The sequence below is a fragment of the Rhizobium sp. AN80A genome, assembly GCF_030053015.1.
GTDB classification, from domain to species: Bacteria; Pseudomonadota; Alphaproteobacteria; order Rhizobiales; family Rhizobiaceae; genus Rhizobium; species Rhizobium metallidurans.
The window spans coordinates 138,297-162,116 of record NZ_JASJPX010000001.1 but is presented as its reverse complement, the minus strand read 5'-3'; the positions used below and the strand labels follow the sequence as shown (position 1 = coordinate 162,116).

At 61.0% G+C, this 23,820-nt stretch carries 23 protein-coding genes; 2 read left to right on the top strand and 21 right to left on the bottom strand.

Annotated features, from left to right (window positions below):
* Positions 1-7 precede the first annotated feature (7 nt).
* The 15 genes from P3R82_RS00760 to P3R82_RS00690 all read right to left on the bottom strand — a co-directional run bounded on the left by P3R82_RS00760 (position 8) and on the right by P3R82_RS00690 (position 16,345).
* Positions 8-1,078 carry an ABC transporter ATP-binding protein gene (locus P3R82_RS00760; protein ID WP_283192614.1) on the bottom strand — a complete coding sequence of 357 codons (1,071 nt, stop codon included), beginning with the start codon at positions 1,076-1,078 and terminating at the stop codon, positions 8-10.
* Complete coding sequence (locus P3R82_RS00755; protein WP_018896480.1) at positions 1,075-1,902, bottom strand: carbohydrate ABC transporter permease; 828 nt, start codon at positions 1,900-1,902, stop codon at positions 1,075-1,077. Before P3R82_RS00755 ends, P3R82_RS00760 begins: the two co-directional genes overlap by 4 nt.
* Entirely contained in the window at positions 1,899-2,801 is a 903-nt protein-coding gene (locus P3R82_RS00750; protein ID WP_283192613.1) for a sugar ABC transporter permease, read from the bottom strand. Before P3R82_RS00750 ends, P3R82_RS00755 begins: the two co-directional genes overlap by 4 nt.
* Before the next feature lie 140 nt (positions 2,802-2,941).
* Positions 2,942-4,174: a sugar ABC transporter substrate-binding protein gene (locus tag P3R82_RS00745; protein ID WP_283192612.1), complete on the bottom strand. Its 1,233-nt coding sequence runs from the start codon at positions 4,172-4,174 to the stop codon at positions 2,942-2,944.
* A 68-nt stretch (positions 4,175-4,242) separates the two neighbouring features.
* A complete protein-coding gene (locus tag P3R82_RS00740; RefSeq protein ID WP_283192611.1) occupies positions 4,243-5,145 on the bottom strand; it encodes a sugar phosphate isomerase/epimerase in 903 nt (300 codons plus the stop codon).
* Between the two features lie 11 nt (positions 5,146-5,156).
* Positions 5,157-6,191 (bottom strand): Gfo/Idh/MocA family oxidoreductase, encoded by a 1,035-nt coding sequence (locus tag P3R82_RS00735; RefSeq protein WP_283192610.1) that lies wholly within the window; start codon positions 6,189-6,191, stop codon positions 5,157-5,159.
* 247 nt (positions 6,192-6,438) lie between these two features.
* Positions 6,439-7,692 (bottom strand): glycerate kinase, encoded by a 1,254-nt coding sequence (locus tag P3R82_RS00730; RefSeq protein WP_283192609.1) that lies wholly within the window; start codon positions 7,690-7,692, stop codon positions 6,439-6,441.
* Between the two features lie 20 nt (positions 7,693-7,712).
* The gene (locus tag P3R82_RS00725; RefSeq protein WP_283192608.1) at positions 7,713-8,750 is read right to left on the bottom strand and encodes a substrate-binding domain-containing protein; all 1,038 of its coding nucleotides are present in this window, start codon (positions 8,748-8,750) and stop codon (positions 7,713-7,715) included.
* A gap of 181 nt (positions 8,751-8,931) precedes the next feature.
* A complete protein-coding gene (gene rfbC, locus P3R82_RS00720; RefSeq protein ID WP_283192607.1) occupies positions 8,932-9,477 on the bottom strand; it encodes a dTDP-4-dehydrorhamnose 3,5-epimerase in 546 nt (181 codons plus the stop codon).
* 3 nt (positions 9,478-9,480) lie between these two features.
* Positions 9,481-10,359 carry a glucose-1-phosphate thymidylyltransferase RfbA gene (gene rfbA, locus P3R82_RS00715; protein WP_283193467.1) on the bottom strand — a complete coding sequence of 293 codons (879 nt, stop codon included), beginning with the start codon at positions 10,357-10,359 and terminating at the stop codon, positions 9,481-9,483.
* Positions 10,356-11,252: a dTDP-4-dehydrorhamnose reductase gene (gene rfbD, locus P3R82_RS00710; RefSeq protein ID WP_283192606.1), complete on the bottom strand. Its 897-nt coding sequence runs from the start codon at positions 11,250-11,252 to the stop codon at positions 10,356-10,358. Before rfbD ends, rfbA begins: the two co-directional genes overlap by 4 nt.
* Entirely contained in the window at positions 11,249-12,298 is a 1,050-nt protein-coding gene (gene rfbB, locus P3R82_RS00705) for a dTDP-glucose 4,6-dehydratase (protein ID WP_283192605.1), read from the bottom strand. Before rfbB ends, rfbD begins: the two co-directional genes overlap by 4 nt.
* Before the next feature lie 49 nt (positions 12,299-12,347).
* On the bottom strand, positions 12,348-13,787 hold the full coding sequence (locus tag P3R82_RS00700) for an exopolysaccharide biosynthesis polyprenyl glycosylphosphotransferase (protein WP_283192604.1): 1,440 nt from the start codon (positions 13,785-13,787) through the stop codon (positions 12,348-12,350).
* Between the two features lie 477 nt (positions 13,788-14,264).
* Positions 14,265-14,549 (bottom strand): hypothetical protein, encoded by a 285-nt coding sequence (locus P3R82_RS00695; protein ID WP_283192603.1) that lies wholly within the window; start codon positions 14,547-14,549, stop codon positions 14,265-14,267.
* An 893-nt stretch (positions 14,550-15,442) separates the two neighbouring features.
* Entirely contained in the window at positions 15,443-16,345 is a 903-nt protein-coding gene (locus P3R82_RS00690) for a DMT family transporter (RefSeq protein WP_183898806.1), read from the bottom strand.
* 192 nt (positions 16,346-16,537) lie between these two features.
* Here P3R82_RS00690 and P3R82_RS00685 point away from each other — a divergent pair, with 192 nt between their 5' ends.
* A complete protein-coding gene (locus tag P3R82_RS00685; RefSeq protein WP_283192602.1) occupies positions 16,538-17,548 on the top strand; it encodes a sterol desaturase family protein in 1,011 nt (336 codons plus the stop codon).
* A gap of 5 nt (positions 17,549-17,553) precedes the next feature.
* Here P3R82_RS00685 and P3R82_RS00680 read toward each other — a convergent pair whose 3' ends face one another.
* From P3R82_RS00680 to cbiE, 3 genes are all read right to left on the bottom strand, one after another.
* Positions 17,554-18,342 carry a response regulator transcription factor gene (locus tag P3R82_RS00680; protein ID WP_283192601.1) on the bottom strand — a complete coding sequence of 263 codons (789 nt, stop codon included), beginning with the start codon at positions 18,340-18,342 and terminating at the stop codon, positions 17,554-17,556.
* A 621-nt stretch (positions 18,343-18,963) separates the two neighbouring features.
* The gene (gene cobM / locus P3R82_RS00675) at positions 18,964-19,722 is read right to left on the bottom strand and encodes a precorrin-4 C(11)-methyltransferase (protein ID WP_283192600.1); all 759 of its coding nucleotides are present in this window, start codon (positions 19,720-19,722) and stop codon (positions 18,964-18,966) included.
* Between the two features lie 10 nt (positions 19,723-19,732).
* Positions 19,733-20,965, bottom strand: coding sequence for a precorrin-6y C5,15-methyltransferase (decarboxylating) subunit CbiE (gene cbiE / locus P3R82_RS00670; RefSeq protein WP_283192599.1), 1,233 nt, complete (start codon positions 20,963-20,965; stop codon positions 19,733-19,735).
* Between cbiE and P3R82_RS00665 the strand changes: the two genes are divergently transcribed.
* Complete coding sequence (locus tag P3R82_RS00665) at positions 20,964-21,719, top strand: cobalt-precorrin-6A reductase (RefSeq protein WP_283192598.1); 756 nt, start codon at positions 20,964-20,966, stop codon at positions 21,717-21,719. The two genes, cbiE and P3R82_RS00665, sit on opposite strands and share 2 nt — an antisense overlap.
* Here P3R82_RS00665 and P3R82_RS00660 read toward each other — a convergent pair.
* From P3R82_RS00660 to P3R82_RS00650, 3 genes are read right to left on the bottom strand one after another with little or no spacing between them, the layout of a single operon-like run.
* Positions 21,694-22,461, bottom strand: a complete 768-nt coding sequence (locus tag P3R82_RS00660) for a precorrin-3B C(17)-methyltransferase (protein ID WP_283192597.1) — start codon at positions 22,459-22,461, stop codon at positions 21,694-21,696. The genes P3R82_RS00665 and P3R82_RS00660 overlap by 26 nt on opposite strands.
* Complete coding sequence (locus P3R82_RS00655; protein ID WP_283192596.1) at positions 22,458-23,189, bottom strand: precorrin-2 C(20)-methyltransferase; 732 nt, start codon at positions 23,187-23,189, stop codon at positions 22,458-22,460. Before P3R82_RS00655 ends, P3R82_RS00660 begins: the two co-directional genes overlap by 4 nt.
* Complete coding sequence (locus P3R82_RS00650; protein ID WP_283192595.1) at positions 23,186-23,818, bottom strand: precorrin-8X methylmutase; 633 nt, start codon at positions 23,816-23,818, stop codon at positions 23,186-23,188. Before P3R82_RS00650 ends, P3R82_RS00655 begins: the two co-directional genes overlap by 4 nt.
* Positions 23,819-23,820 lie beyond the last annotated feature (2 nt).

The following is a 23,820-nucleotide window of genomic DNA, read 5'->3' as shown; positions in this document are numbered from 1 at the left end:
TGTCCCTTCAGATACGGACGCCCGTCGCGTCGTCGAATAGATGCAGCTGTGCCGGATCGATGGTCACGCCGATCGTCTCGCCGCCACGGGCGGTGCCGCGGCCGGTTTCGACGATCGTCAGTTCCGGCGTCGTCGCCGCCGTAATGAAGGTGGCCGAACCGGTGGATTCGACGACGTCGACGGGAATGTCGAGCGTCCCCTGCCCTGTCGCGGTGATGCCGACATGCTCTGGACGGATGCCGACGGTCACCTTGCGCCCCGGCTGGAGTTGACGATTGCTCGCAAGCGTATGCTTGACCGTTCCAAGATCGATCTCGAGGCTGCTTCCGTCCCCGCCAACGACACCTGGAATGAAGTTCATCGCCGGCGAGCCGATGAAGCCCGCGACGAACTTGTTGGCGGGCGTGTCGTAGAGCTCGAGCGGCTTGCCCTGCTGCTCGATCACACCCTCGCGCATGACGACGACGTGGTCGGCCATGGTCATCGCCTCGATCTGGTCGTGGGTGACGTAAACGGAGGTCGCGCCCAGCCGGTCGTGCAGCGCGCGGATTTCCTTGCGCATGTGAACGCGCAGTGCCGCGTCGAGGTTCGAGAGCGGCTCGTCGAACAGGAACGCCTTGGGGTGGCGGATGATGGCCCGGCTCATCGCCACGCGCTGCCGCTGGCCACCGGAGAGTTCACGCGGATAGCGCGTGAGCAGGTTGGAAAGCCCCGTGGTTGCGGCAACCTCTGCCGCGGCCTTCTTGGCCTCGGCCTTGGCGACGCCGCGGATGCGCAGGCTGTAGGTCAGGTTTTCCTCGACCGTCATATGCGGATAAAGCGCATAGGACTGGAACACCATGGCAACGTCGCGCTTGCGCGGCGGCACATTGTTCATCAGTTCGCCGGCAATCTTCAGATCACCCTCGGAGATGCTTTCCAGGCCTGCCAGCGAGCGCAGCAAGGTGGACTTGCCACAGCCCGACGGACCGACGAGCGCCACGAAGCTGCCCTTGGCGATCTCAAGGTTGATGTTCTTCAGCGCATGGAAGGCGCCATAATGCTTGTTGACGCCGCTGAGCTCGATCTGATTGGTCATTTGAGGGCTCCAGAGGTGAGGCCGGATACGATGCGGCGCTGCAAGAGAACGAAGATGGCGAGAACGGGTGTCACATACATCGTGGCGTAGGCCATGATGTTGTTCCACTCGCTGGTGTTCGGTCCCATGAAGGAGTTGAGACCGACGCTGGCGGGCTGAAGCTCTGCTTCCTGGATCATCGACTTCGAATAGACGAACTCGCCGAAGGCCTGCATGAAGATCAGGATCGCGCTGACGAGGATGCCGTTGCGGGCAAGCGGCAGCACGATGTTGAAGAAGGCGCCGAATCGGGAGTTGCCGTCGACCAGCGCTGCTTCCTCAAGCTCCATAGGCACCGCCATGAAGGTGGCGCGCACCAGGACCACGAAGAACGGCATGCTTTTCGCGGCAATCGCCAGGATCACGGCAAAGCGCGGATAGTCGAGCAGGCCGAACTGCGAGAAGCCCACGAAGATCGGCGTGATCATCAGCGATGCCGGCAAAACCTGCAGCATGAGGATGAGGAACAGGCCGATATCCACCCACATGTTTCGATAGCGCGCCAGCACATAGGCACAGCCGACACCGAGCACGGTGATCAGCGCCACGGAGCCGAAGGCGATGACGACGGAGTTCCAGAGGTAGCGCCCCATGTTCCGGCTTTCCCACACATAGGCGTAGGTTCCCCATTGCGGCGAGGACGGCCAGAAGCTCGGCGGGTTGGCGAACATCTCCGAGCCGCTTTTCAGCGCCGTGATGTACATCCAGTAGAGCGGGAAGAGATAGATTGCCGCCAGGACGATCGCGATGAAAAGCATCAGGCGGTTGCGGTTGGTATCGCTCATCCGCGCACCTCATGTTTTGTCGACCGGACATAGACGATCGAGGCGAACATCACGAAGACGATCATGATGACGGAGATCGTAGCGCCCTTGCCGAAGTCGTATTGCCGGAAGGACAGGTCCCAGGCCCAGTATTGCGTGACGTTGGACGAATTGTTCGGCCCGCCATCGGTGATGGCCGCGAACAGATCGAACTGCTGCAGCGTGAAGATCAGGCCGAGCGAAACGATGGCGCCGATGGTCGAGCGCATCATCGGAAGCGTGATCGTCCAGAAACGCTGCCAGGCATTGGCGCCGTCGAGTTCGGCCGCCTCATAGAGATCGCCAGGGATGGAAGACAGCCCGACCGAGAGCAGGATCATGTTGAACGACGTGCCGAGCCAGATATTGGCGATGACGACCGCCCAGAGCGAGAAATTGGGGTCCGAGCGCCAGAAAATGTTGGAGCTGATCAACCCGCTTTCGCGCAGGATGAAATTCAAGACGCCGAAGTCGCCCGACAGCACCCAGTTCCAGATCGCGCCAACGACGAGGCCGGGCATGACCCAGGAAACGAGAAACAGGCCGCGCAGCCAGGAGGCGCCCGGGAAGTTCACCCAGAAGAACAGCGCCAAGCCGAAGCCGATCAGGAACTGACCGGCGATGGAACCGACGACGAACAGCACGGTATTATAGATGATCGGCAGCGTTTCGGGCTGCTTGAACAGGTCGACATAGTTCTTGAAACCGACGAAGGGGCGCACGAAGGTCCCGAGGCTGAACATGTCGACCTCCTGGAAACTCATGACGATGTTGTAGACGAGCGGCAGGCCCGCGAGCACGAACAGGAAGATGAGCGGCAGGGCGACAAGCGTGATGTCGAAACCGCGGCCATCGATGATGCTGGAAAAAAGCCTCTTCATGGATACCCCTTAAGCTCCGAACGGGGCTGCCTGGCGCTTGCGCGGAAGACAGCCCCTGCCGGGAGGAAACGGTGGGATGGCGCAAGCGCCATTGGGGCCGGACAGGCGGAGCGCATGCGCGCCCCGCTTGCCCCGATATGTCACTCTTCGACGGCCTTGATCTTCTCGGCTGCCTGATCGAGCGCATCCTTCGGCGACATCTGGCCGGCCAGCGCTGCCTGGATGGCATCCTGGATCGCCTTGGAGATCTTCGGCCACTCCGGCGACGGGCCGCGCGGCTGGGCATATTTCAGCTGCTCGACGAAGGTCTTCAGCGCGTCGTCCTTCAGCTTGTTGCCTGTCGGCGGGATGGCGATGTCGGAGCGGGCCGGAAGCTGGCCGAACTTCTCATACATCGTGTTGTCCTTCGAGGCGAAGAATTCGAGCGCCTTGAAGGCCTCCGCCGGGTACTTGGAACTGGAGAAGATCGCCCAGTTGTAGTCGCCCATGGCCGAAGACCGCGGCGCGCCTTCCTGCGGGACCGGCAGGAGCGCCGTGCCCCAGTCGAACTTGGCGTCGGTCAGCATGCGGTCGATTTCCCAGGGACCGGATATGGCCATGGCCGCGTTGCCGGCGTTGAAGGTGGCGGTCGAATCCCACTGGCTGCGGGTCAGCGTATCGGGAGAAGCAAGCTTCTCGTCCATGATCTGCTTCCATACCGTCAGTGCCTTGACGGCACCATCAGCGTTGATCGTCTTATAGGTCGCGCCGCCCATCTGGGCCCAGGGCAGGAACTGGAAGGTGCCCTCCTCGTTCGCCTTGGCCGAGAAGGTCAGGCCATAGACATTCTTCGAAGGATCGGTGAGCTTCTTGGCGTCCGCGACCAGTTCGTCCCAGGTCTGCGGCGGCTTTTCCGGATCGAGGCCGGCGGCCTTGAACATGTCCTTGTTGTAGTAGAGCGCGATCGTGTTGGTCGCCTTCGGCACGCCGTAGAGCTTGCCGTCCCAGGTGGCGGATTTCAGCGGTCCAGGGAAATAATTCTCGGGCTTGATGACCGTCGACTTGGCGATCATGTCGGTCAGGTCGAGGAATGCCTTGCGGGCGGCGAACATCGCATGGTTAGGATTGTCGATGGCGATGATATCGGGCGCCTTGCCGGTCGAGAACGCGCGCATCGACTCACTGACGACGTCGTCGAACTGGATCTGGCGGTATTCGATCTTGATGCCGTTGTTCTGATCGTTGAATTCCTTGATCAGGTTCGGCGCCGGCTGAATGTCACGGTCGAGCGACCAGAGGGTCAGGGTGACGTCTTCGGCCTTGGCGGCTAGGCCGAAGAGCGACACGCCCGCCAGCGCAAGCGCGCCGATCATTGCAAATTTACGGATAGCCATGGTTCTCCTCCTTTGTGGTTATCCTTGATCGTGAGGCCGGCAATTCCTCTTTGCCGGCCGCGATGTCCTCAGACCGGATCGACGACGAAATCGCCGCCCCGGGCATGCTTCAAATGGTTCAGCGCATGAACCTGGCCGGTCATCTCGAGCGCGTCGCGATAGACCGGATCGTGCCAACCTTCAATGTCGATGGATCCCGACCAGCCGGCGAGGCGCAGTTCAGAAATAATGTCCGTCCAGTTGCTGTCGCCGAAGCCCGGCGTGCGCATGAACACGAACTTCTCCTTACCGAAGATGCCATGCTCCTTGATGACATCCCAGCGGATCGTTGCATCCTTGCCGTGAAAATGGAAAATCTTCGACGCCCACTTGCGGATCTGCGGCAGCGGCTCGATCAGATAGACCATCTGATGGCACGGCTCCCATTCGAGACCGATATTGTCGTCGGGTGTCTCGTTGAAGATCAGCTCCCAGGCATCCGGATTGTGTGCGATATTCCAGTCGCCCGTCTGCCAGTTGCCGTCCATCGCGCAGTTTTCGAAGGCGATCTTCACGCCCTTGTCGGCGGCGCGCTTGGCAAGCTCACTCCAGATTTCCTTGTAGCGCGGCAGGCTGTCGGTCAGCACCTTGCCACGGACACGACCGGTGAAGCCGGCAACGCAGGTGGCGCCGAAGTGGTGCGCGTTGTCGATGCAATCCTTCCAGCCCTGAAGCGTGTCGAGATCGATATCCGTCGTTTCAAGCGGGTTGCCGAACATGCCGAGCGTGGAGATGGTGATGTCACGGTCGCCGATCGCGTCGACGCAGCGCTTTCCGAGCTCGGCGAGGTTCTGGCCATTGGTCGTCTGCCAGAAGAAGGGTTCGAAGCTTTCGAAGCCCATATCGGCGATCTGGCCGATCCGCTTGTCGGCGCCGCCCTTCGACGCGCTGACCATGGTTCCGATGCGAATGGACTTGGCGGGGTTGCTCACAATCTCGATCCTTATGCTGAAATTTCAATACGCTTGCCGGTCTTGGCGCTTTCGATCGCGCCGAAGACCATGGCGAGGCTTCTGATGTTATCGGAACTTGCCGTTTCCGGGCGCTTGCCCGTCTTGATGGCTTCGACGAAGCTTGCGATCACGCTGGCATGGCCATGCGTCTCTTCGTCATGTTCAGGCGCAGGCACCTCGACCGGCGTGAAGCCGCGGAGCAGGCCAGGCTCGCTTCCGGCGGTCGCGGCCTTGAAGCCCTCTTCGCCATCCCAGGTCAGCATTCCCTTGGAGCCGACGAGGCGCCACTGGCTTTCCCAGCTCGTGCGCTCGCCTTCCGCGCACCACGAACCGCGATAGGTGAAGACGACGTCATCGGCGAATTCGAAAGTCGCGGTGGCGGAAGCGCCGTGCTGATACCAGGAACCCTTCGGATTGCGCTCGACGCAGTAGACGGCGAGCGGCTTCTTGTCGGCAACGAAGCGCGCGGCATCGAAGGTGTGGATCGCCATGTCGAGCAAAAGCACGTTCTGCATTTCTTCGCGGAAACCGCCGAAATGCGGCGCCAGGAAGAAATCGCAATGGATGCCGGTGATATCGCCGATCGCACCGCTTTCGACGAAACGGCGCATGCGACGGACGCCCGAGATGAAGCGGCGGTTCTGGATGATGGCGTGGACCTTGCCGGTCTCGGCGGCAAGATCGATGAGGGCCGCGCCCTCGGCAAGCGATGTTGCCATCGGCTTTTCGCTCAGCACATGGCAGCCGGCCTTCAGCGCCGTCGACACCACGTTGAAGCGCGCGGTCGGGATGACCACGTCGAAGACGATGTCGGCTTTCGATTTCGCGATGACGTCGGCGAGGTCAGTGCCGATCACGGCATCGCTCAAACCAAACTCCTCGGCGAGCTTTTCAGCCGCCGCCGGATTGACGTCGACGAGGCCCTTGACCTCGATTTCGGCCGCAAGAGCCGGGGTTTCCTTGATGGCGCGCAACCAGCCCTTGGACATGGCTCCGCAACCGCAGAGAACGGCATTCAATGTCACGATTTCCTCCCGTGGACAATTTCTGGCTTCCCCCCGAAACTTGTCCCGTAAACGTTTACGATACTAAGCGGAAACGTTTCTCGCTGTCAATCCCACGCGATCAGACAAAAAATGCTGCGGAAAACATCTGCAAATGCGGGGCCTTAACCTTGGCTGCGCCGCAGCGCAGCACGAAAAAATTTCACGCTATTTTGCGCCCGCGTCCCGGCAGGAACGCAGGTGACCGGATCAGATTTCGATTCTTCGGTTAGCGGATCAAGATCGCGCGGAAGTCGTTGACGTTGGTTCCCGTCGGACCGGTCTCGAACAGGTCGCCGATTGCAGCGAAGCCGCTGTAGCTATCATTGCCATCGAGCAGGCGGCGCGGATCAAGACCGGCGGCGCGCAATCGCTCAACTGTCTTCCCGTCGGCGAACGCTCCCGCATTGTCTTCCGACCCGTCGATGCCATCGGTATCGGCGGCAAGCACATGCATGTCGTGGCCCTGGATCGCCAGCGCCATGGCGAGCGCGAATTCGCCGTTGCGGCCGCCCTTTCCGCCCTTGCCTCGGAGCGTCACCGTCGTTTCCCCACCGGAGAGGATAACGACCGGCTTCTTGAACGGTCGGTCTTTCGCTAGCACTTCGCGGGCGATCGCCGCATGCATCGAAGCGACATCGCGCGATTCTCCCTCGATGGAATCCGACAGGATGGCGGCTTCCACCCCGTGCGATCTGGCAAGCGCTGCCGCCGCTTCGAGCGAAACGCCAGCAGAGGCGATCACATGATGCTCGTGGCGTGCGAACACCGCATCATCCGGGCTCGGCGCATCGGCCGCCGGCGTGGCGAGAAAATCGAGCGCAGCCTGCGGAAGCGGCATCTTGTACTGGGCGATAATGTCAAGCGCATCGTGCCGCGTCGAGCGATCTGGAACCGTCGGGCCGGAAGCAACATAGGCAGGATTATCACCGGGTATATCCGACACGACCATGCTGACGACGCGCGCCTTGGTCGCCGCGGCCAGCCTGCCGCCCTTGATCGTCGAGAGATGCTTGCGCACCACGTTCATCGCGGAAATCGGCGCGCCCGAAGCGAGCAGGATCTCGTTCATGGCAATCTCGTCTTCGAGCGTTAGCCCCAACGGCGGAGACGGCAGCAGCGCGGACCCTCCCCCGCAGATCAGCGCGATGACGAGATCATCCTCGCCAAGCCCGCTCACCGCGTCCATCAGCCGCTTCGAAGCCGCGAGGCCGGCGCTGTCCGGCACCGGATGCGAAGCCACAAGGATCTCGATGTCTTGGGTTTCGCAGCCATAGCCATAGCGCGTCACCACAACACCCTCGAGCGGGCCGTCCCAGACGCCCTCGAGCGCCTGCGCCATCTGTGCCGCGCCCTTGCCGGCGCCGATCACCACCGTTCGGCCTTTCGGCTTGGCTGGAAGATAGGCGGTGATGCCTGTCAACGGATCGGCCGCCTTGACAGCGGCGGAGAAGAGATCTTTTAGGAAATCGCGCGGTTGCATGGGCTGGCTTTCGAGAAAATTCAACTGTCGAGGCTGAAGGCATCGCTCTCGCCCGCAACGAGCTCAAGCGGCCAAATCGTGTTGCGCGCGCCACCGGGATAGAAATCCGCATAGGCAGGCATCGTCGCGAGCAGTGTTTCGGCAAGCTCGGCGCCGAGATCGCGCAGCGACATCCTGAAACAGGTCAGTGTCGGCTGCAGGAACCGGGCGCGCGGCTCCTCGCGAAAGCCGATGACCGCGAGATCCCGGCCGGGAACGATGCCCGACTCGACCATGCGCCGATAAAGCCCGATCGCCATCAGCTCATAAATCAGTATGATCGCGGTCGGCCGGGGATCGAGGCGAATGAGCTCATCGCCTGCTTGATATCCGCCCTGCTCGCTCGACTTCGCGCGAATGACGAGTTCGGGATCATAGGCGATACCATGACGTTCCAGCGCGCTACGATAGGCATCGAGGAAGATGTAGCCGAGATTGACGTCGGTTGATGGCACGGCGATCGCGATCCGGCGATGCCCCTTGGCCACGAGCCGATCGACGGCGCAGGCCGCTACGCCTTCGAAATCGAGGTCGATCCAGCTGTAATTGCCGCCGGACGAGCTGCGGCCGAGCGCAACGAAGGGTATTTTTGCCTTGGCCAGGAAGTCGATGCGCTTGTCGATGCGTTGCGTGGCGGAAATGATCAGTGCATCCACGACACGACGCGCCACCATGCGCTTCAGATACTCCTGAGGATCCTCGTCGTTCGGGCAAGGCAGCATGATGAGATCGAGCTTGTGGCGCGAAAGCACGCTTTGCAGACCGCCGGTCAGGCCAAGGAAGAAGTTGTCGGCGTTTTCGACCGTTTCCTTGCTGGACTCGATCATCAGGCCGATAACGTTGGTGGTACCCTGCCGCAGGCTACGGCCCGATTGGTTCGCCACATAACCAAGCTCTTCGGCCGCCGCCAGCACGCGCTTGCGGGTCTCCTCGTTCACGTCCGGTTTGCCATTCAGCGCCCGCGACACGGTCCCGATCGAAATATCGAGATGCTTGGCCAGTTGGCGAATTCCCCTCATTCCGACAATCGTCCTCCCAGTACCGATGGCTCGCCGACCTTATGTGACACACCAAAACCGATCCGGAAAGGACCAAGGACAACGATATGTGGGGAGCAGGAAAAGGCGGGCCGATCATAGGCAGCTTTGCGCCGCGTCAGAGACTTGGCGGCTATAAGCGCGGCTAGATCGCAAAACACCGTCACGGAAACAGATCGGCATCCTTCATCAACGGCGCTTGCGCGTCCTTGGACGAAAGGGTGGGCGCAGCCTCGATCGGCCAAGCCACGTTCACCGTAGGATCGTTCCAGATGATCGCCCGCTCATGCTGTGGCGAGTAGAAATCCGTCGTCTTGTAGAGAAATTGTGCGGTCTCGGACAGAACCACGAAGCCATGCGCGAAGCCCGGCGGAATGTAGAGCTGGCGCTTGTTGTCCACCGACAGGATTTCGCCGACCCACTGCCCAAAAGTCGGCGAGGATCGCCGCAAGTCCACGGAAACATCGAAGACCTCGCCCTCGACCACCCGCACCAGCTTTCCCTGAGCCTGGCTGATCTGGTAGTGCAGCCCCCGCAGCACGCCCTTGGCGGACTTGGAGTGATTGTCCTGAACGAATGAAACCTCGGCCCCAACCGCTTCGTTGAAGCGGGCCTGATTGAAGCTCTCGAAAAAGAAGCCGCGTTCATCGCCATAGACGGTAGGCTCGATCAGCAGGACCTCGGGAATTGCCAGCGAAGAGACTTTCATCGGTCAGCCCGCCTCCGCCAGAAGTCGCATGAGGTATTTCCCGTATCCGTTCTTGCAGAGCGGCGCCGCCAGTTGCTCCAGCTGGCGACCCGTTATCCAGCCATTGCGAAACGCGATCTCCTCGGGGCACGACACTTTCAGCCCCTGACGCCGCTCCAGCGTCGAGATGAATTGCCCGGCGTCGAGCAATGAATCATGCGTTCCCGTATCCAGCCATGCGTAGCCGCGCCCCATGATCTCGACGGTCAGGCTGCCGTCATCGAGATAGCGGCGGTTCAGATCGGTGATCTCAAGCTCGCCGCGCGGCGAAGGACGCAGCGACTTGGCGAATTCGACCGCCCGTTCGTCGTAGAAATAAAGACCGGTCACCGCGTAGTTCGACTTGGGCTCGGCCGGCTTTTCCTCGATCGAGACCGCTCTGAAACGCTTGTCGAACTCCACGACACCATATCGCTCCGGATCGAGCACGTGATAGGCGAACACCGTCGCGCCGCGATCGACCGACATGCCGCTCGCCAGGAGGATCGGCAGGTCGTGGCCGTAAAAGATGTTGTCGCCGAGCACGAGCGCCGACGGCGAGCCATCGAGAAATTTCTCGCCGATGATGAATGCCTGTGCCAGGCCATCGGGCGATGGCTGTTCGGCGTAGGAAAACTTGACGCCCCAGGCGCTGCCATCCCCCAGCAGCTGCTCGAAGCGAGGGATATCCAGCGGCGTCGAGATGATCAGAATGTCCCGGATGCCGGCGAGCATCAGCGTGCTGAGCGGATAGTAGATCATCGGCTTGTCGAAGACAGGCAGCAGCTGCTTGCTCATGGCCAGCGTCGCCGGATGAAGACGTGTGCCGGAGCCACCGGCGAGAATGATGCCTTTTCGGGTCACAGCGCCCACCCCCGTTCCTTCAATTGATCAAGTACGCGATCGACATGCACCGTCCATTCGGGCAGGGTCAGCCCAAGGGCGGAACTCAATGCATCCGTGTTGAGCGACGAATTGCGGGGCCGCTCGGCGGGCCGCGGGAACTCCTCGGTGGTGATCGCCTCGATATCATCGGGCGCCGACGCCGACACGAAGCCGCGTTCGACCGCCTTCTCGACAACATGCCGGGCAAGCCCGTGCCAGCTCGTTCGCCCCGACGCGGTCAGGTGATAGATGCCGTCCGCGATCCCGCCGCGCCGGTGCGCGGCAATCGCAAGGGCGGCGACATCGGCGAGCAGCTCGACGGCCGTCGGCGCGCCAAACTGATCCGCGACGATCCGCAGATTCGGACGCTCCCGCGCCAGGCGCAGAATGGTCTTGACGAAATTCGTGCCATCGGCGGAGACGACCCAACTTGTGCGAAACAGAAGATGCCGGCAACCGGACTCGGTGATCGCCAACTCGCCGGCGCGTTTTGACTGGCCATAGACATTCAACGGACGCGTCTCGTCGTTCTCGCGATAGGGCGCGTCCCGCCGGCCGTCGAAAACATAGTCCGTCGAATAATGGACCAGCAGTGCATCGCTCCGGCCAGCGTAATCCGCCAACGCCTTCACGGCCTGGTGGTTGATGCGAAACGCCGCATCGGCATTCGTCTCGGCAAGATCGACCTGCGTATAAGCCGCTGCGTTGACGATGATATCGGGGCGAACCGCATCAAGACGCGCGGCGATCGCTTCCGGCTTGTCGAGATCGAACTCGTCGCGTGCGAAGGCGACGAGATTGCCGAATGGCAACAACGTACGCTGAAGCCCGCGTCCAAGTTGCCCGTTCTTTCCGAGAAGCAGCACGGTCATGCGTATTGCTTCTCCACCCAGTTGCGGTAGCTGCCTGAGGTCACGTTCTCGACCCAATCGGCATTGGCGAGATACCATCTGACGGTCTTGCGAATGCCGCTCTCGAAGGTCTCCGCTGGACGCCAGCCGAGCTCGGCCTCGATCTTGCGCGCATCGATCGCGTAGCGCCGGTCGTGGCCGGGGCGGTCTGTGACGAAGGCGATCTGCTCGCTATACTTTTTGCCATCGGATCGCGGCTGCAACTCGTCAAGGACCTCGCAAAGCGTGGTGACGACATGAAGGTTGGCGCGCTCGTTCCAGCCGCCAATATTATAGGTTTCGCCCAGGCGTCCCGCCTCCAGCACGCGGCGGATAGCGCTGCAGTGGTCCGTCACATAGAGCCAATCGCGGATCTGCATGCCATCGCCATAGATCGGCAGAGGACGGCCTTTCAGCGCGTTGTGGATGACCAGCGGAATGAGCTTTTCCGGGAAATGCCGCGGGCCGTAATTGTTGGAGCAGTTGGTCGTGACAACAGGAAGCCCGTAGGTATGGAAATAGGCGCGAACCAGATGGTCGCTCGCCGCCTTGCTGGCGGAATAAGGGCTATTCGGCCGGTAGCTCGTTTCCTCGTTGAAAGCAGGATCGTCAGCGTCGAGGGTTCCAAAGACCTCGTCTGTCGAGACGTGCAGAAAGCGAAAGTCGGATTTCGTCTCAAGGCCACCCCAATAGGCGCGCGCTGCCTCCAGCAGACGAAACGTGCCGAGAATGTTGGTCTGGATGAAATCTTCCGGCCCGTGGATCGAGCGGTCCACATGGCTCTCGGCCGCGAAATTGACGACGGCCCGCGGCTTGTAGCGCGAAAAGAGGGCGCTCAGCAGTGCCGCATCGCCAATGTTGCCATGCACGAAGATATGGCGCGGATCGTTCTCGAGAGACCGCAGGTTATTCAGATTGCCCGCATAGGTCAGCGCATCGAGATTGACAACCGGCTCGTCGTGTTCCGCGAGCCAATCCAGTACGAAGTTCGAGCCAATGAAGCCGGCTCCCCCAGTCACAAATATCATCGCCTACGCACCTCTCAACCAACGCAAACACCAGGATTGACGACGAATTTCAGTAGACGTTGCTCCGATCCTGCAAGCCGATCGCCGTCATCACGACGATCCTCAGATCAAGCCACAACGACCAGTTGTTGATGTACCAGATGTCGTGACGCACCCGGTCCGCCATCCGGTCGACCGTCGGCGTCTCGCCCCTGTGTCCGTTGATCTGCGCCCAGCCCGTCAAGCCCGGCTTCACATGCCGGCGAGACGCGTATTGAGCGATCAACGTTCCGTAGAGATCGTCATGCGCAAGGGCGTGCGGACGCGGGCCGACCACGGACATCTCGCCGCGCAGCACGTTCCAGAACTGCGGCAGTTCATCGATGCTCGTCGAGCGGATGAAGGCGCCGACGCGGGTGACGCGTGGATCGTTGCGCGTCGCCTGGCGGATGTCGCCGGAATCTTCCATGACCGTCATGCTGCGGAATTTCAGGATCCGGAACGGCTTGCCGTTGTGCCCCTTGCGGCACTGCATGAAGAAGACCGGACCTCGGCTATCGGCCTTGATGGCCAACGCCACCAAAGCGCAGAGCGGAAGCGTCACCGTCAGCGCGGCGATCGAGAAACAGATGTCGAACAAACGCTTGACGATACGCTCGACCAGACCGAGCGGCGGGCGGTGGATCTGGAATGCACGGCTCTCGCCGATGTCCTGAGCAAAACCCTGGGCGATATCGCCAACGAGACCCGAAAACATCACGCTCACGGGAACGCAGAACTCGCGCAAAGCCGACAGGCATTCTTCCAGCGCTGCCGCATTTGCATAATCGCCCCAGACGATCAGGACCTCATCGACATCGGTGATACCGTTCTTCTGAAGCCTTTCCTGCAGCAGGCTCGGAGTATCGTCGGCGCCGCGCAGGTGCATTGTATGCTTGATGGACAGCCCGCCAAGCGCGGCCTTGTGGATGAGAGGCTCGACCGGTGTCGAATCCGGGCAGATCAACAGGACCCGCCTGGTCGGGAAGGACGCGTGAGCGACCGCACGGTTCAGATAGGAATACCACGCGAGCCTGAGCGTCGTCAGCGCTCCGAATGACAGAACGGCAGCCGACAGAATGGCGCCGCGCGAGACCATCGGTCCGATCTTCAGGAAGAAAACAATCGCAAGAAGAAATGCCACGACCGCTGGCAGAAACGTGCAGATGATCGCCATCTGCCTGCGAAACGACAGAAGCCCGGCGGGGCGGTAGGCGTCTGCCCCACCCAGTGCCAGGACGAAGACGGTGGCGACCAGCAGGCCAATGCCCGCATATCGTGACCAATCGCCATCCATACCCAAGAATACTTGCTCGTACAGCATGTATCCTCCGGCGCTTGCGAAGAATAGCACCGCGAAGTCAAGAATAGCGGCGACATAGGTGGTCGCCACAGCATTGAAGCTGAACCACCGTCGATCATTTCTGGCTGAAAGCCGCACGTTCCAGCTGTGTTCCACTGGCATGGTCATAACGTTATCCTCAACCCGCCAGCCTAGTTAACACAAGATTAATGAACACAACAATTCGCCCCGGAATACTCCTTATTTAGTATTTCGAAGTAGGAATACGTCAAACCTTGCAGTTTTTCCGATTGTACGACTTGGCGTTGGAGTAAAATTGAAAAATACAAACCATGAGTAGGCGTTTGGAACATCCGCAAATGGCGACCGTTTTGGTAGTAGAATATTTGGCTGCCGATCAGCCCCCAGGGATGACGCGCCAGACTGCGGCGTCAGACGAACCGCGCGGAAAGCAATAGTAGGCAGGCTTCAGACGCCTCGGCTCGGGAAGCGACGCCATCCGCAAAGCGACAGCCGTCTATGAGCTGACGGTGACGCGCTGTCAGACCCGTCGTATAATTTCAGATTTAATTGAGATTACGCGAATCTATACTTGAAGACGGGCCAGAATTTCGTTCGTCAGGACGTTCGCCTTCCGCTGCGCCGTCACTCGTCCAGCTGATCGTCGTCGTCATCAAAGCCATATGACGCGCCCTGCATTTCGACCGTCATGTGCTGATAGGCGCGCGCCTTTATTTCGTTGCTGATCAGAACGATCCAATTGTGGGCACGGCCGAGGCCCGATCCATTTTCGGGCATCACGAGCGCCATGCAGGTCATCACCCGCGGCCCGGTCTCCCGATAGGGCTGCATGCTCCAGGCAAAGGGCTCATCCCGCTGGCGGCGTTTGCGAAACGTAACGCTGCGCTTGCGCGCACTCTTCCACGCCATCGTCATCGACCCCTGCTATCGACACCGCGGATGCAACGCCGGCATCCGTTTTCAAGTCGCGCCTTATGGATCACCCGAACAGCAAGCGGCTTCGCATGCATCGACCGGCGGGCGATGCCGGCCTGCCCGCACGGGACGGTTTGGCTCGCGCCAACGACCACAAACTCCGTAAGTCCCTCTGCCATCAGCGTGCGCCTCAAATGTCATCTCACTCATGTCGCGATGAAAAGCAGCTTGCGCGTTCAGATATCGCCCCATCGTCCGGCGGAGCGGCAACGCGAAAACGCACGCGACCGGTGAGATTTTCTGAGCAGGGAGTGCCGTCGACGAGCGATTTCATCGGACGAGCCGAAATTCATCAACGAGGGCGAGAGCTCAAAGATACCTTGATTGGAGATGGTTGTTCCGACGGGGGAATTCTCGACGCGAGAAAGGAAAAGTATCTCATCAGAGCTTTCATCGACGGGGCCGATTATTATTTGCTGTTTCCTCATTTTTTCCCCCGAAAGCACACAGACGACACCTCCGGACAAGAACTTTCCGGAAACTATACATAGACTCTAAGGAAGCCGCACTCGACGATATTGTTCTCATTCACATTATTATTAACATGAAACAATGCTAAGCGCAAAAATCCATCCATGCAATAGTCAAAATTTCAATTTGATAAAGTGAAGATTGAACAGAATGACCGACGAATAGAAAATAGCAGATACGCCCATCATTGACACCGGTATATTCGCGCCATCACGTCATCATTTCGGATATACCCATAACTACGATGGCGTTACTTGGAATAACGGGCACGGAAAGCGCGGCAACCGGAAGTATTCTTCATGCAACGTTTTTGTCTCGCGTGGCGCGACGAATGATGGCCGCCCAGGGGGAAACGATCAGGCAGCCATACGGCGGCTGGCAAGCACCGCGCGGCGCTCCCACCAGACCAGCAGGAGGCTTGAGCAGACGATCAGAACCGCGCCAGCCACGACGTTCACGGTCGGGATTTCCGACCAGATGAGATAGCCGAAGAGAAATGCCCAAACGAGACCGCTATATTCCATGGGAGCAAGCGTCGATGCAGGCGCGTGCCGGTACCCCTCGTAAAGCAGGAATTGCCCGAGCGCCGACACCGCGCCTAGTCCGAGCATCAGCGCCCATCCTTCGAGATCCGGCGATTTCCAAACCCATGGCAGCATTATTCCGCATGCGATGGCGAAGAGGAAGCTGGTCGCCATCATCTGGTTCAGCGTGCTTTCGAAGCGGCTGACCAGGCGGACAAGCACGGTGCTCCACGCCCAGCAGAAGCCCGCGAACAGCACCATGAGTGTTGGCCCGAGGCTTGGGGACTGGGTGGGATTGGCGGCGACAATTACGCCGGCAAAGCCCGCGAAACAGGCAAACCACCGCATTGGCCCCACATTTTCCTTCAACACGAGAATGGAAAGGAAGATAACGATGATCGGCGCCGAGAAGTACATGGTCGTGATCTCGGCAAGGCCCAGATGCCTGGCGGCGGAGTAATAGGCCATCCAGGCGCCCAGCATCAGCATGGCGCGAAGGACGAGCGAGCCACGGTGAGCACTCTTCAGGATGGAGGGATGGCGCAACCGCCTGACCATGAAACCCGCCACCGCGACGATGATCACGCTGCGGATGAACAGAATCTGCGGAACCGCATAGTCTGCAACCAGCCACTTCACGACAGCATCCTGAATCGCAAACAGCGAATAACCCGCGCAGGACAATGCAATACCAACGAGCGGGTTGGGCGAGGTGTCTGAAGCGCGGACTTGCATGGTGTGGCAGCCTGAATGCGGCATTGATGATGGTGAGCACGTAGCAAGAAGTTGCCGAGGGAACAATGGCTAGTTTTGGCCCCGGCATCGGCGCCGGCGCCGCGCGCATCGTTGCTTGAACGCGCCATCTTGCATGCGAGCCACAATCGTAGTGTATCAGTGAATGACTTCGAAGTTCGGCGGAGAATGCACGTGACCGACAAGAGCGCATCGCCTCCCTACGTGCTGCTTTCATGGATGCTGTGGCCGGCGCTATTCGCAGCCGGCTTGGTCGGCGCCGGCTTTGCCTTTAAGGCACAGGCGCCGCTGCTGTGGTTCAACGTGGTCTATCTGGCGATCGTCTTGGCAATCGCCATGTTCGAGCGCGTAATGCCCTTCGAGAAGCAATGGCTGAACCGCGACGGGGAGACGCTCAACGACATAGCGCACACGTTGCTCAGCAAGGGTGGCGTGCAACTGGCCGCCGCAATGGGCGCAACCGCGCCAATGGCGGTCGCGACGGTCGCCCATCCGTTTGTCATTGGCTTGCCCGACATGTGGCCCGGCAGCTGGCCCCTGATGCTACAGGTGATTCTTGGATTGGTAATCGCCGAGTTCGGACTCTACGTCGCCCACCGCGCCGCTCATGAGATCCTGCCGCTCTGGCGATTTCATGCCCTTCATCACAGCGTCGAGCGGCTTTGGGTCGTCAATACGGGCCGGTTCCATTTCATGGACTCGCTGTTCAAGATCGCACTCAGCCAACTCCCGCTCTATCTGCTCGGTGCGCCATTGCCGGTCTTTCTATGGATCGGCGCGGTAACCGCCTTCATCGGCCTTCTCACCCACTGCAACATAGACGTGCGTACGGGCCCGCTCGATCTGATCTTCAGCACGCCGCGTCTGCATCGCTGGCATCATTCGCGCGTGCTGGCCGAGGGAAATACGAACTACGGCGAGAATCTTGTCTTGTGGGATCAGTTGTTCGGCACGTACTTCAATCCCGACCGTCGCCCGCCATCGAACATCGGCATCAGCGGCCGCGTCGCCGACAGCTTCATTGGGCAATTGCTACAGCCGTTCTCGACGAAGGGCTATCGGCAAATCCTTGGCCGCCGGGTTCACCCCGACGGCCAGAAGATAGCAACAGGTGATAGAGGATCGCCGAGCCCGTCCGGCGCCATTAGCGAGAACCATCAGGTCCGCACGGATAGCACCGCGTAGATGCCCTATTCCGCCGAAGCGCTCCAGCGTGAGTCGGACTGGAACAGATCATTAAGCTTGTAGGCCACCTCGGTACGGTTCGTCGCCTTGAGCTTTTTCATGATGTTGCGGATGTGAACCTTCACGGTGCTTTCGCGCAGATTGAGTTCATAGGCGATGATCTTGTTCGCCTTGCCCTTGCGCAACGCCTGCACGACTTCGGCCTGGCGCAGCGTGAACATGCGTGACAGCTCTTTCTGCCGTGGCGCGTTGTCGACGGGAGCGGAGGAGGTGAAGCTCTTGCCGGCAACGATGAAGGTGCCGCCCGCGACAGCGAGCCCGATGGCCTCGACACAGACTTCAATGCCCACCGAGGTGGGGATGAAGCCGCGCGCGCCATGCTCGATCGCCCGGAGAGTCTGGTGAAGGTCGTCGCCATCGGCGAGGATGACGACAGGTGCCGGCGCAAGCTCCGTGGCGATGCTGGCGATCTCTTCGTAAAGAGCGCCATCCCCCGATGCGCGACCGGTGATGTTGAGCAGAACCGCCTTCACGCGCTGCGTGGCGTCTTTCTTGCGCCGCCATTCCGCCACCGAGCCCACCGCGCAAGCCTTCATGCCGAGGCCGTTCTGCGTCAGCGTCGTCGCGAGGCATTCTCGCTCGAGTGTTCTGCTGTCGATGATCAGCAGGCACCGGTCCTCGCCCAGAGCCTTCATCTCACCCAGGTCGCTGAGCGCTCTGGGTGCCACGGCAACGGCCTGAAGTCTGTTGACAGGCGTGCGTCCGCTTTCAAATTCCGAAGGTACGTAATTCATACTAGCCTCATACTCAATAGTGTTAGAGGTGACCATTCGCAACGAAATGCAATACTCGGGGGACATCGGCGTGTATTAAGTCAGAAAAGTAGTTTATCCGTTTTGGATCACTTATCACGTGTGGTTTCTACTTTGTTAAGAACCTACATACATCAGTAGTGACAATCAATACAAAATATTTCGCCAGACTTAGATTAAAAATGCCGAGTATATAAAATTGTACCTCCACATGCTAAAAACAGGAATTAATTTTTACTCGATAGGAAAAACACCATCCAAGAAGCTTAGGTCATTTATTCTTTGGAAATACCGTTTCTTAACGATAATAATCGTTTGTGTTTTCAGGCCACGGTATAGCGTCAAATTCCGTATTGTTCTGACATAGACAAAGCAAATACCGGCCCAGGCAATACTCTAGCAACGCCTCCATAGCGGAACGACGAAAGCAAGCTAATCCAATTGGTTAATGCCAGATAAACCTTGCAGGCAGGGATTTCGGAGCATTCTTGGGCGATATTGGGCGCTGTGGATAACATCCGGCCCCAGAGCGCCGATCGGGCCGGCGCGCAGGCGTCCGAGCAGGCGATTTCGCGGCTCGAACGTTCAGGTCTTGCAATCGCTTTACTTTCGACCTCTAAAGCGACGCTGATAGGTCGCATCATAAAGAGAACTCTCGCGAAAGTCGGTCGACGACAGAGATGGGCCGACAAAGATGATCGCTGTCCGCTCGATCGGCTCGGCGGCCACCTTGGCCTCGATGTCTCCCAACGTACCGCGCACGATCCTCTCGTCCTCCCAGCTCGCCTTCACCACGATGGCAACCGGGCATTCGTCGCCGTAGAGCGGCGTGAGATCGTTGACGACCCGGTCCAGCGCGTGAATGGCGAGATGGATGGCAAGCGTAGCGCCGGTGGCGCCGAATTGCGTCAAGGTCTCGCCATCGGGCATCGGCGAGGCCCTGCCCGATACCCGCGTCAGGACGAGGCTCTGCGCGACTTCCGGAATGGTGAGCTCGCGCCGGAGCGCGGCTGCGGCCGCGGCGAACGACGGCACGCCGGGTGTCATCGTGTAGGCGATCCCATGCTTTTCCAGGCGACGGACCTGTTCCGCGACAGCGCTCCAGACCGAAAGGTCGCCCGAGTGCAGGCGCGCAACATCCTCGCCGGCATTGGCGGCACGCAGATATTCAGCCTCGATCTCATCCAGCGACATGGGAGCGGTATCGACGATCCGCGCGCCCGGCGGGCAATAAGCGAGCAGGTCGGGCGAGACGATCGAACCGGCGTAAAGGCACACAGGGCATTTTCCGATGAGATCGCGGCCGCGCACGGTGATGAGATCCGCGGCACCCGGGCCAGCGCCGATGAAATGAACGGTCATATCCTTGTCCTCAATCCTTGACCCAGTGCCACTGTGTGACCGGCATTGCCGGGCGCCAGCCCGTCATCGCGCCGATCGCACCGGCGCGGGAAATGTCGATGCGGGTCAACGACCCGCCCAACGTAGTGTGCAACGCCAGCAATTTCGCATCCATCTCCAGCGTCACCGCATTGGCGACCAGTCGGCCGCCGCTCTTTAACGCGGCGATCGCCGCCTCCATCACCCCGTCCTCGCTGCCCCCGCCGCCGACGAAGATGGCGTCTGGTTCAGGCAGCGACTGCAACACCTGCGGCGCCAGGCCCTGCACGACAGCAAGCGCCGGCACGCCGAAGGCCGCCGCATTGCGCGCTATCCGCTGGACTCGCTCGCTCGACTGTTCGATGGCAATCGCCCGAAGCGACGTGTCGCACAGCATCCATTCGATACCGATCGACCCGGAGCCGGCGCCGATATCCCAAAGCAATTCGCCATGCCGGGGCGCGAGCGCGGATAGTGTCAACGCGCGCACCTCCCGTTTGGTGATCTGTCCGTCGTGCTCGTAGAGCGCATCGTCCAATCCGGGCGCAAAGGCCAGCACCCGTGCGCCCTCGCCAGCCACGACATCGATGGCGCAGACATTGAGCGGATCGATGTCTTCGATATCGAACGTATCCGCGTGGGAGGTCCGGACCTGCTCACGTTCGCCGCCAAGCGCTTCGAGCACATGCATCCGCGACCGGCCGAAGCCATTGGCCGCAAGCAGGGCCGCGAGTTGCATCGGGGTCTTTTGGTCGGAGGTGAGTGCGATGATGCGCCGGCCGTGGTGCAGATGCGGACGGATGAGATCGAGCGGACGCCCATGCAGCGAAACGCTAGCAACTTCCTGCAACGGCCAGCCCAGCCGCGATGCGGCAAGGCTGAAGGATGATGGCGCCGGAATCGCGCGCATCTCCGCGGCATCGATGCTCCGCGACAGCGTCGCGCCCACGCCGTAGAGAAACGGGTCTCCCGAAGCGAGCACGACGACAGGCGAACCGCGACGCGCCGTGATCGCCGCGACCGAGCGCTCGAAGGGGCTTTCCCACGCGAGGCATTCACCCCGGATGAGGCCGGCCATAAGGGCATGATGGCGTGCACCGCCGAAGACGACGGACGCGGCGGCGATCAGCCGCTTGGCCTCATCACCCAGGCCCGCTGGACCATCCTCGCCGATACCGATAATAGTCAGCCAAGGTTGGCCGGGAGCGGAAGATATATCAGCCATGAGCAAAATCCGCATTCTGATGCTTGGCGGCACGACCGAGGCAAGCGCGCTCGCCAAGGCCTTGGCCGCTCAGCCGCGCTACGATGCCCTGCTGTCGCTTGCCGGCAGGACGGAAAAACCCGCGCCGCAGTCCCTGCCCACCCGCATTGGCGGGTTTGGTGGCGCGGAGGGGCTCGCGACATTTCTGCACGACGGGCAGTTCGACCTGCTGATCGACGCCACCCATCCCTTTGCCGCACGCATCTCGCAGAACGCCGCGCAAGCCGCTGCCATCAGCAGCCTTCCCGCCTTCTGTCTTCGCCGCGCACCCTGGCAGGCCGAGGCGGGCGACAATTGGTGGCATGCCGCGAGCGTCCAGGATGCCATCACGCAACTCGGCAGCGTGCCGCGCCGCGTGTTTCTCGCCATCGGCCGCCAGGAGGCGCACAGGGCGGATGCCGCTCCGCAGCACCACTATCTGATCCGAAGCGTGGACCCGGTCGATCCGCGGCCCGTGCTTCCCCACGCGCATTATATTCTCGATCGTGGCCCGTTCGATGTCGAACGCGAGACTGCGTTGCTGCGGGAGCACGGCATCGATATCATCATCACCAAGAACAGCGGCGGTTTGGCCACCTATGCCAAGATCGCGGCTGCGCGCGCGCTCGGCATCGAGGTGATCATGATCGGCCGCGCCGCAGCACCCGTCATTCCAGCGGTCGCTACCGTCGACGAGGCCCTGGCGATGATCAATCACCTGCTGCCCCCGGGCTGAAGCGAGGGGTGTAGATGAGATCGGCCTTGCCCTCCCGCTCGATGATCTTCGTCTCCGCCGAGCCGATGATCACGCAGGTCGCCATATCGGCCATCGCCGCATCCGCTACATTGAGCGGCTGAACGGAAATGCGCTCGTCCGGCCTTCCGGCGGCGCGGCCGAAGATGACAGGCGTCGAGCCGGGAAGCTTTTCGCGCAGCAGCTCGAACGCCTTTCCAAGCTGCCAGGGACGCGCCTTGCTGATCGGGTTATAAAGCGCGATCACGAAGCCGCCTTCGGCTGCTGAAGCCAAACGCTTCTCGATCGTCGCCCAGGGCTTCAGATTATCGGAAAGCGAGATCGCGCAGAAATCATGCCCGAGCGGTGCGCCGACACGGGCGGCGACCGCCAGCATTGCGGTGATCCCCGGCAGGATGACAATATCGACGTCCCGCCAGGCGTCCGGACCATCGTCGACCGCCTCGCAGACAGCGGCAGCCATGGCAAACACTCCGGGATCACCACCCGAAACGACACAGACGACCGCGCCCTCGGACGCGGCCCGCAATGCGGCGCCAGCCCGATCCAGTTCCTCTCGATTGTCCGACGCCTGACGCGTCTGGTCGGCCCGCAGGTTCAGGCGATCGAGATAGGGTCCATAGCCGAAAAAGACGGTGGCCTTCGAAACGGCGGCATGCGCTTCCGGCGTCATCTGATCGGGATTGCCCGGGCCGGTGCCGATGACGAAAAGCCGTCCGCTCATCGGTTGCTCTCCCAGCCGGGAACGAGCACCAGCGAAAAGTAAGGCGCATCGCCTTCGGGCCGGTCGGCGAGCTTGATCATCGCCGCGTTCGCCATGGTGCCGCGCTCGACATAGACCGCTTCGGCAAGACGCCCCGACGCCTGCAGCGCGCGGCGGATCTTCGGCAGGTTGCGGCCGACCTTCATGATCACAGCCGCCTGCGTATCGGACAGGCGGCGCTCGAGCTCCTGTTCGGCCATCGTGCCGGGCAGAACCGACAACACGTCGTCGCCCTGCACGATCGGGATGCCGGCAACGGACCAGCAGCCGGACATCGCGCTGATGCCGGGTATGACCTCGGTCGCGTAGCGGCTGGCGAGGCGCACATGCAGGTGCATGTACGAGCCATAGAACAGCGGATCACCTTCGCTGAGGACTGCCACGGTGCGGCCGGCGTCGAGATGCGCGGCGACAGCCGACGCCGACTCCTCGTAGAAATCGGTGATCTGGCGCCGGTATTCGGCTTCGCTCTTCTCGATCTCGGTGGTCACGGGATAGTAGAGCGGCAACATGACGGCGTCGCGCCCGATCAGATGCTCGACGATCGCCTTGCCGTTACCGCCTCTGCCGCGCTTGGCGAAATAGGCGATCACATCGGCAGCTTCGATTGCCTTGACGGCCTTGACGGTGAGCAGCTCCGGATCGCCAGGACCGGTGCCGACGCCGATGAGACGACCCGCGCCGCTCACAGGCCGGGCCTCGCCAGGGCGTTGACGGCCGCCGCTGTCATGGCGCTGCCACCAAGGCGTCCGCGCACGACCGCATAGGGAACGCCATAGGAGTTTTCCGCCAAGGCATCCTTGGATTCAGCGGCACCAACGAAACCGACAGGCATGCCGATGATCGCCGCCGGCTTCGGCGCGCCATCGCGCAAGAGCTCGAGCAAATGGAAGAGCGCGGTCGGCGCATTGCCGATGGCGACTACGCTGCCGGCAAGACGGTCCTTCCACAGGTGAAGGGCAGCGGCCGAGCGCGTGTTTCCGGTTTCCTTCGCCAGTTCCGCGGTACGCGGATCGTGCAATGTGCAGATGACATCGTTCTTGGCGGGCAGCCTCGTCCGGGTCACGCCGTGCGCCACCATTTCGGCGTCGCAGAAGATCGGCGCACCGGCATGGAGCGCCGCGCGCGCGGCGCTGACGAAGTGCGGCGCGAACACAAAATGCTCGGCTGCTTCCACCAGTCCACAGGCATGGATCATGCGCACGGCAACGTCTGCTTCCTCGGCGGAAAACCGCGACAGATCGGCTTCGCTGCGGATAATCGCGAACGACCGCTCATAGATGGCGTCACCGCTGTGGATGTAATCGTAGTCTGGCATTC

Bases quoted from the DNA above. Each gene is read 5' to 3' on its own strand.
- cbiE (WP_283192599.1), bottom strand. From the start codon at position 20,965: ATGGCTGATATATCTTCCGCTCCCGGCCAACCTTGGCTGACTATTATC.
- P3R82_RS00660 (WP_283192597.1), bottom strand. From the start codon at position 22,461: ATGAGCGGACGGCTTTTCGTCATCGGCACCGGCCCGGGCAATCCCGAT.
- P3R82_RS00695 (WP_283192603.1), bottom strand. From the start codon at position 14,549: ATGGCGTGGAAGAGTGCGCGCAAGCGCAGCGTTACGTTTCGCAAACGC.
- P3R82_RS00650 (WP_283192595.1), bottom strand. From the start codon at position 23,818: ATGCCAGACTACGATTACATCCACAGCGGTGACGCCATCTATGAGCGG.
- P3R82_RS00730 (WP_283192609.1), bottom strand. From the start codon at position 7,692: ATGCAACCGCGCGATTTCCTAAAAGATCTCTTCTCCGCCGCTGTCAAG.
- P3R82_RS00725 (WP_283192608.1), bottom strand. From the start codon at position 8,750: ATGAGGGGAATTCGCCAACTGGCCAAGCATCTCGATATTTCGATCGGG.
- P3R82_RS00665 (WP_283192598.1), top strand. From the start codon at position 20,964: ATGAGCAAAATCCGCATTCTGATGCTTGGCGGCACGACCGAGGCAAGC.
- P3R82_RS00680 (WP_283192601.1), bottom strand. From the start codon at position 18,342: ATGAATTACGTACCTTCGGAATTTGAAAGCGGACGCACGCCTGTCAAC.
- P3R82_RS00700 (WP_283192604.1), bottom strand. From the start codon at position 13,787: ATGACCATGCCAGTGGAACACAGCTGGAACGTGCGGCTTTCAGCCAGA.
- cobM (WP_283192600.1), bottom strand. From the start codon at position 19,722: ATGACCGTTCATTTCATCGGCGCTGGCCCGGGTGCCGCGGATCTCATC.
- rfbC (WP_283192607.1), bottom strand. From the start codon at position 9,477: ATGAAAGTCTCTTCGCTGGCAATTCCCGAGGTCCTGCTGATCGAGCCT.
- P3R82_RS00760 (WP_283192614.1), bottom strand. From the start codon at position 1,078: ATGACCAATCAGATCGAGCTCAGCGGCGTCAACAAGCATTATGGCGCC.
- rfbD (WP_283192606.1), bottom strand. From the start codon at position 11,252: ATGACCGTGCTGCTTCTCGGAAAGAACGGGCAACTTGGACGCGGGCTT.
- P3R82_RS00755 (WP_018896480.1), bottom strand. From the start codon at position 1,902: ATGAGCGATACCAACCGCAACCGCCTGATGCTTTTCATCGCGATCGTC.
- P3R82_RS00750 (WP_283192613.1), bottom strand. From the start codon at position 2,801: ATGAAGAGGCTTTTTTCCAGCATCATCGATGGCCGCGGTTTCGACATC.
- P3R82_RS00690 (WP_183898806.1), bottom strand. From the start codon at position 16,345: ATGCAAGTCCGCGCTTCAGACACCTCGCCCAACCCGCTCGTTGGTATT.
- rfbB (WP_283192605.1), bottom strand. From the start codon at position 12,298: ATGATATTTGTGACTGGGGGAGCCGGCTTCATTGGCTCGAACTTCGTA.
- P3R82_RS00745 (WP_283192612.1), bottom strand. From the start codon at position 4,174: ATGGCTATCCGTAAATTTGCAATGATCGGCGCGCTTGCGCTGGCGGGC.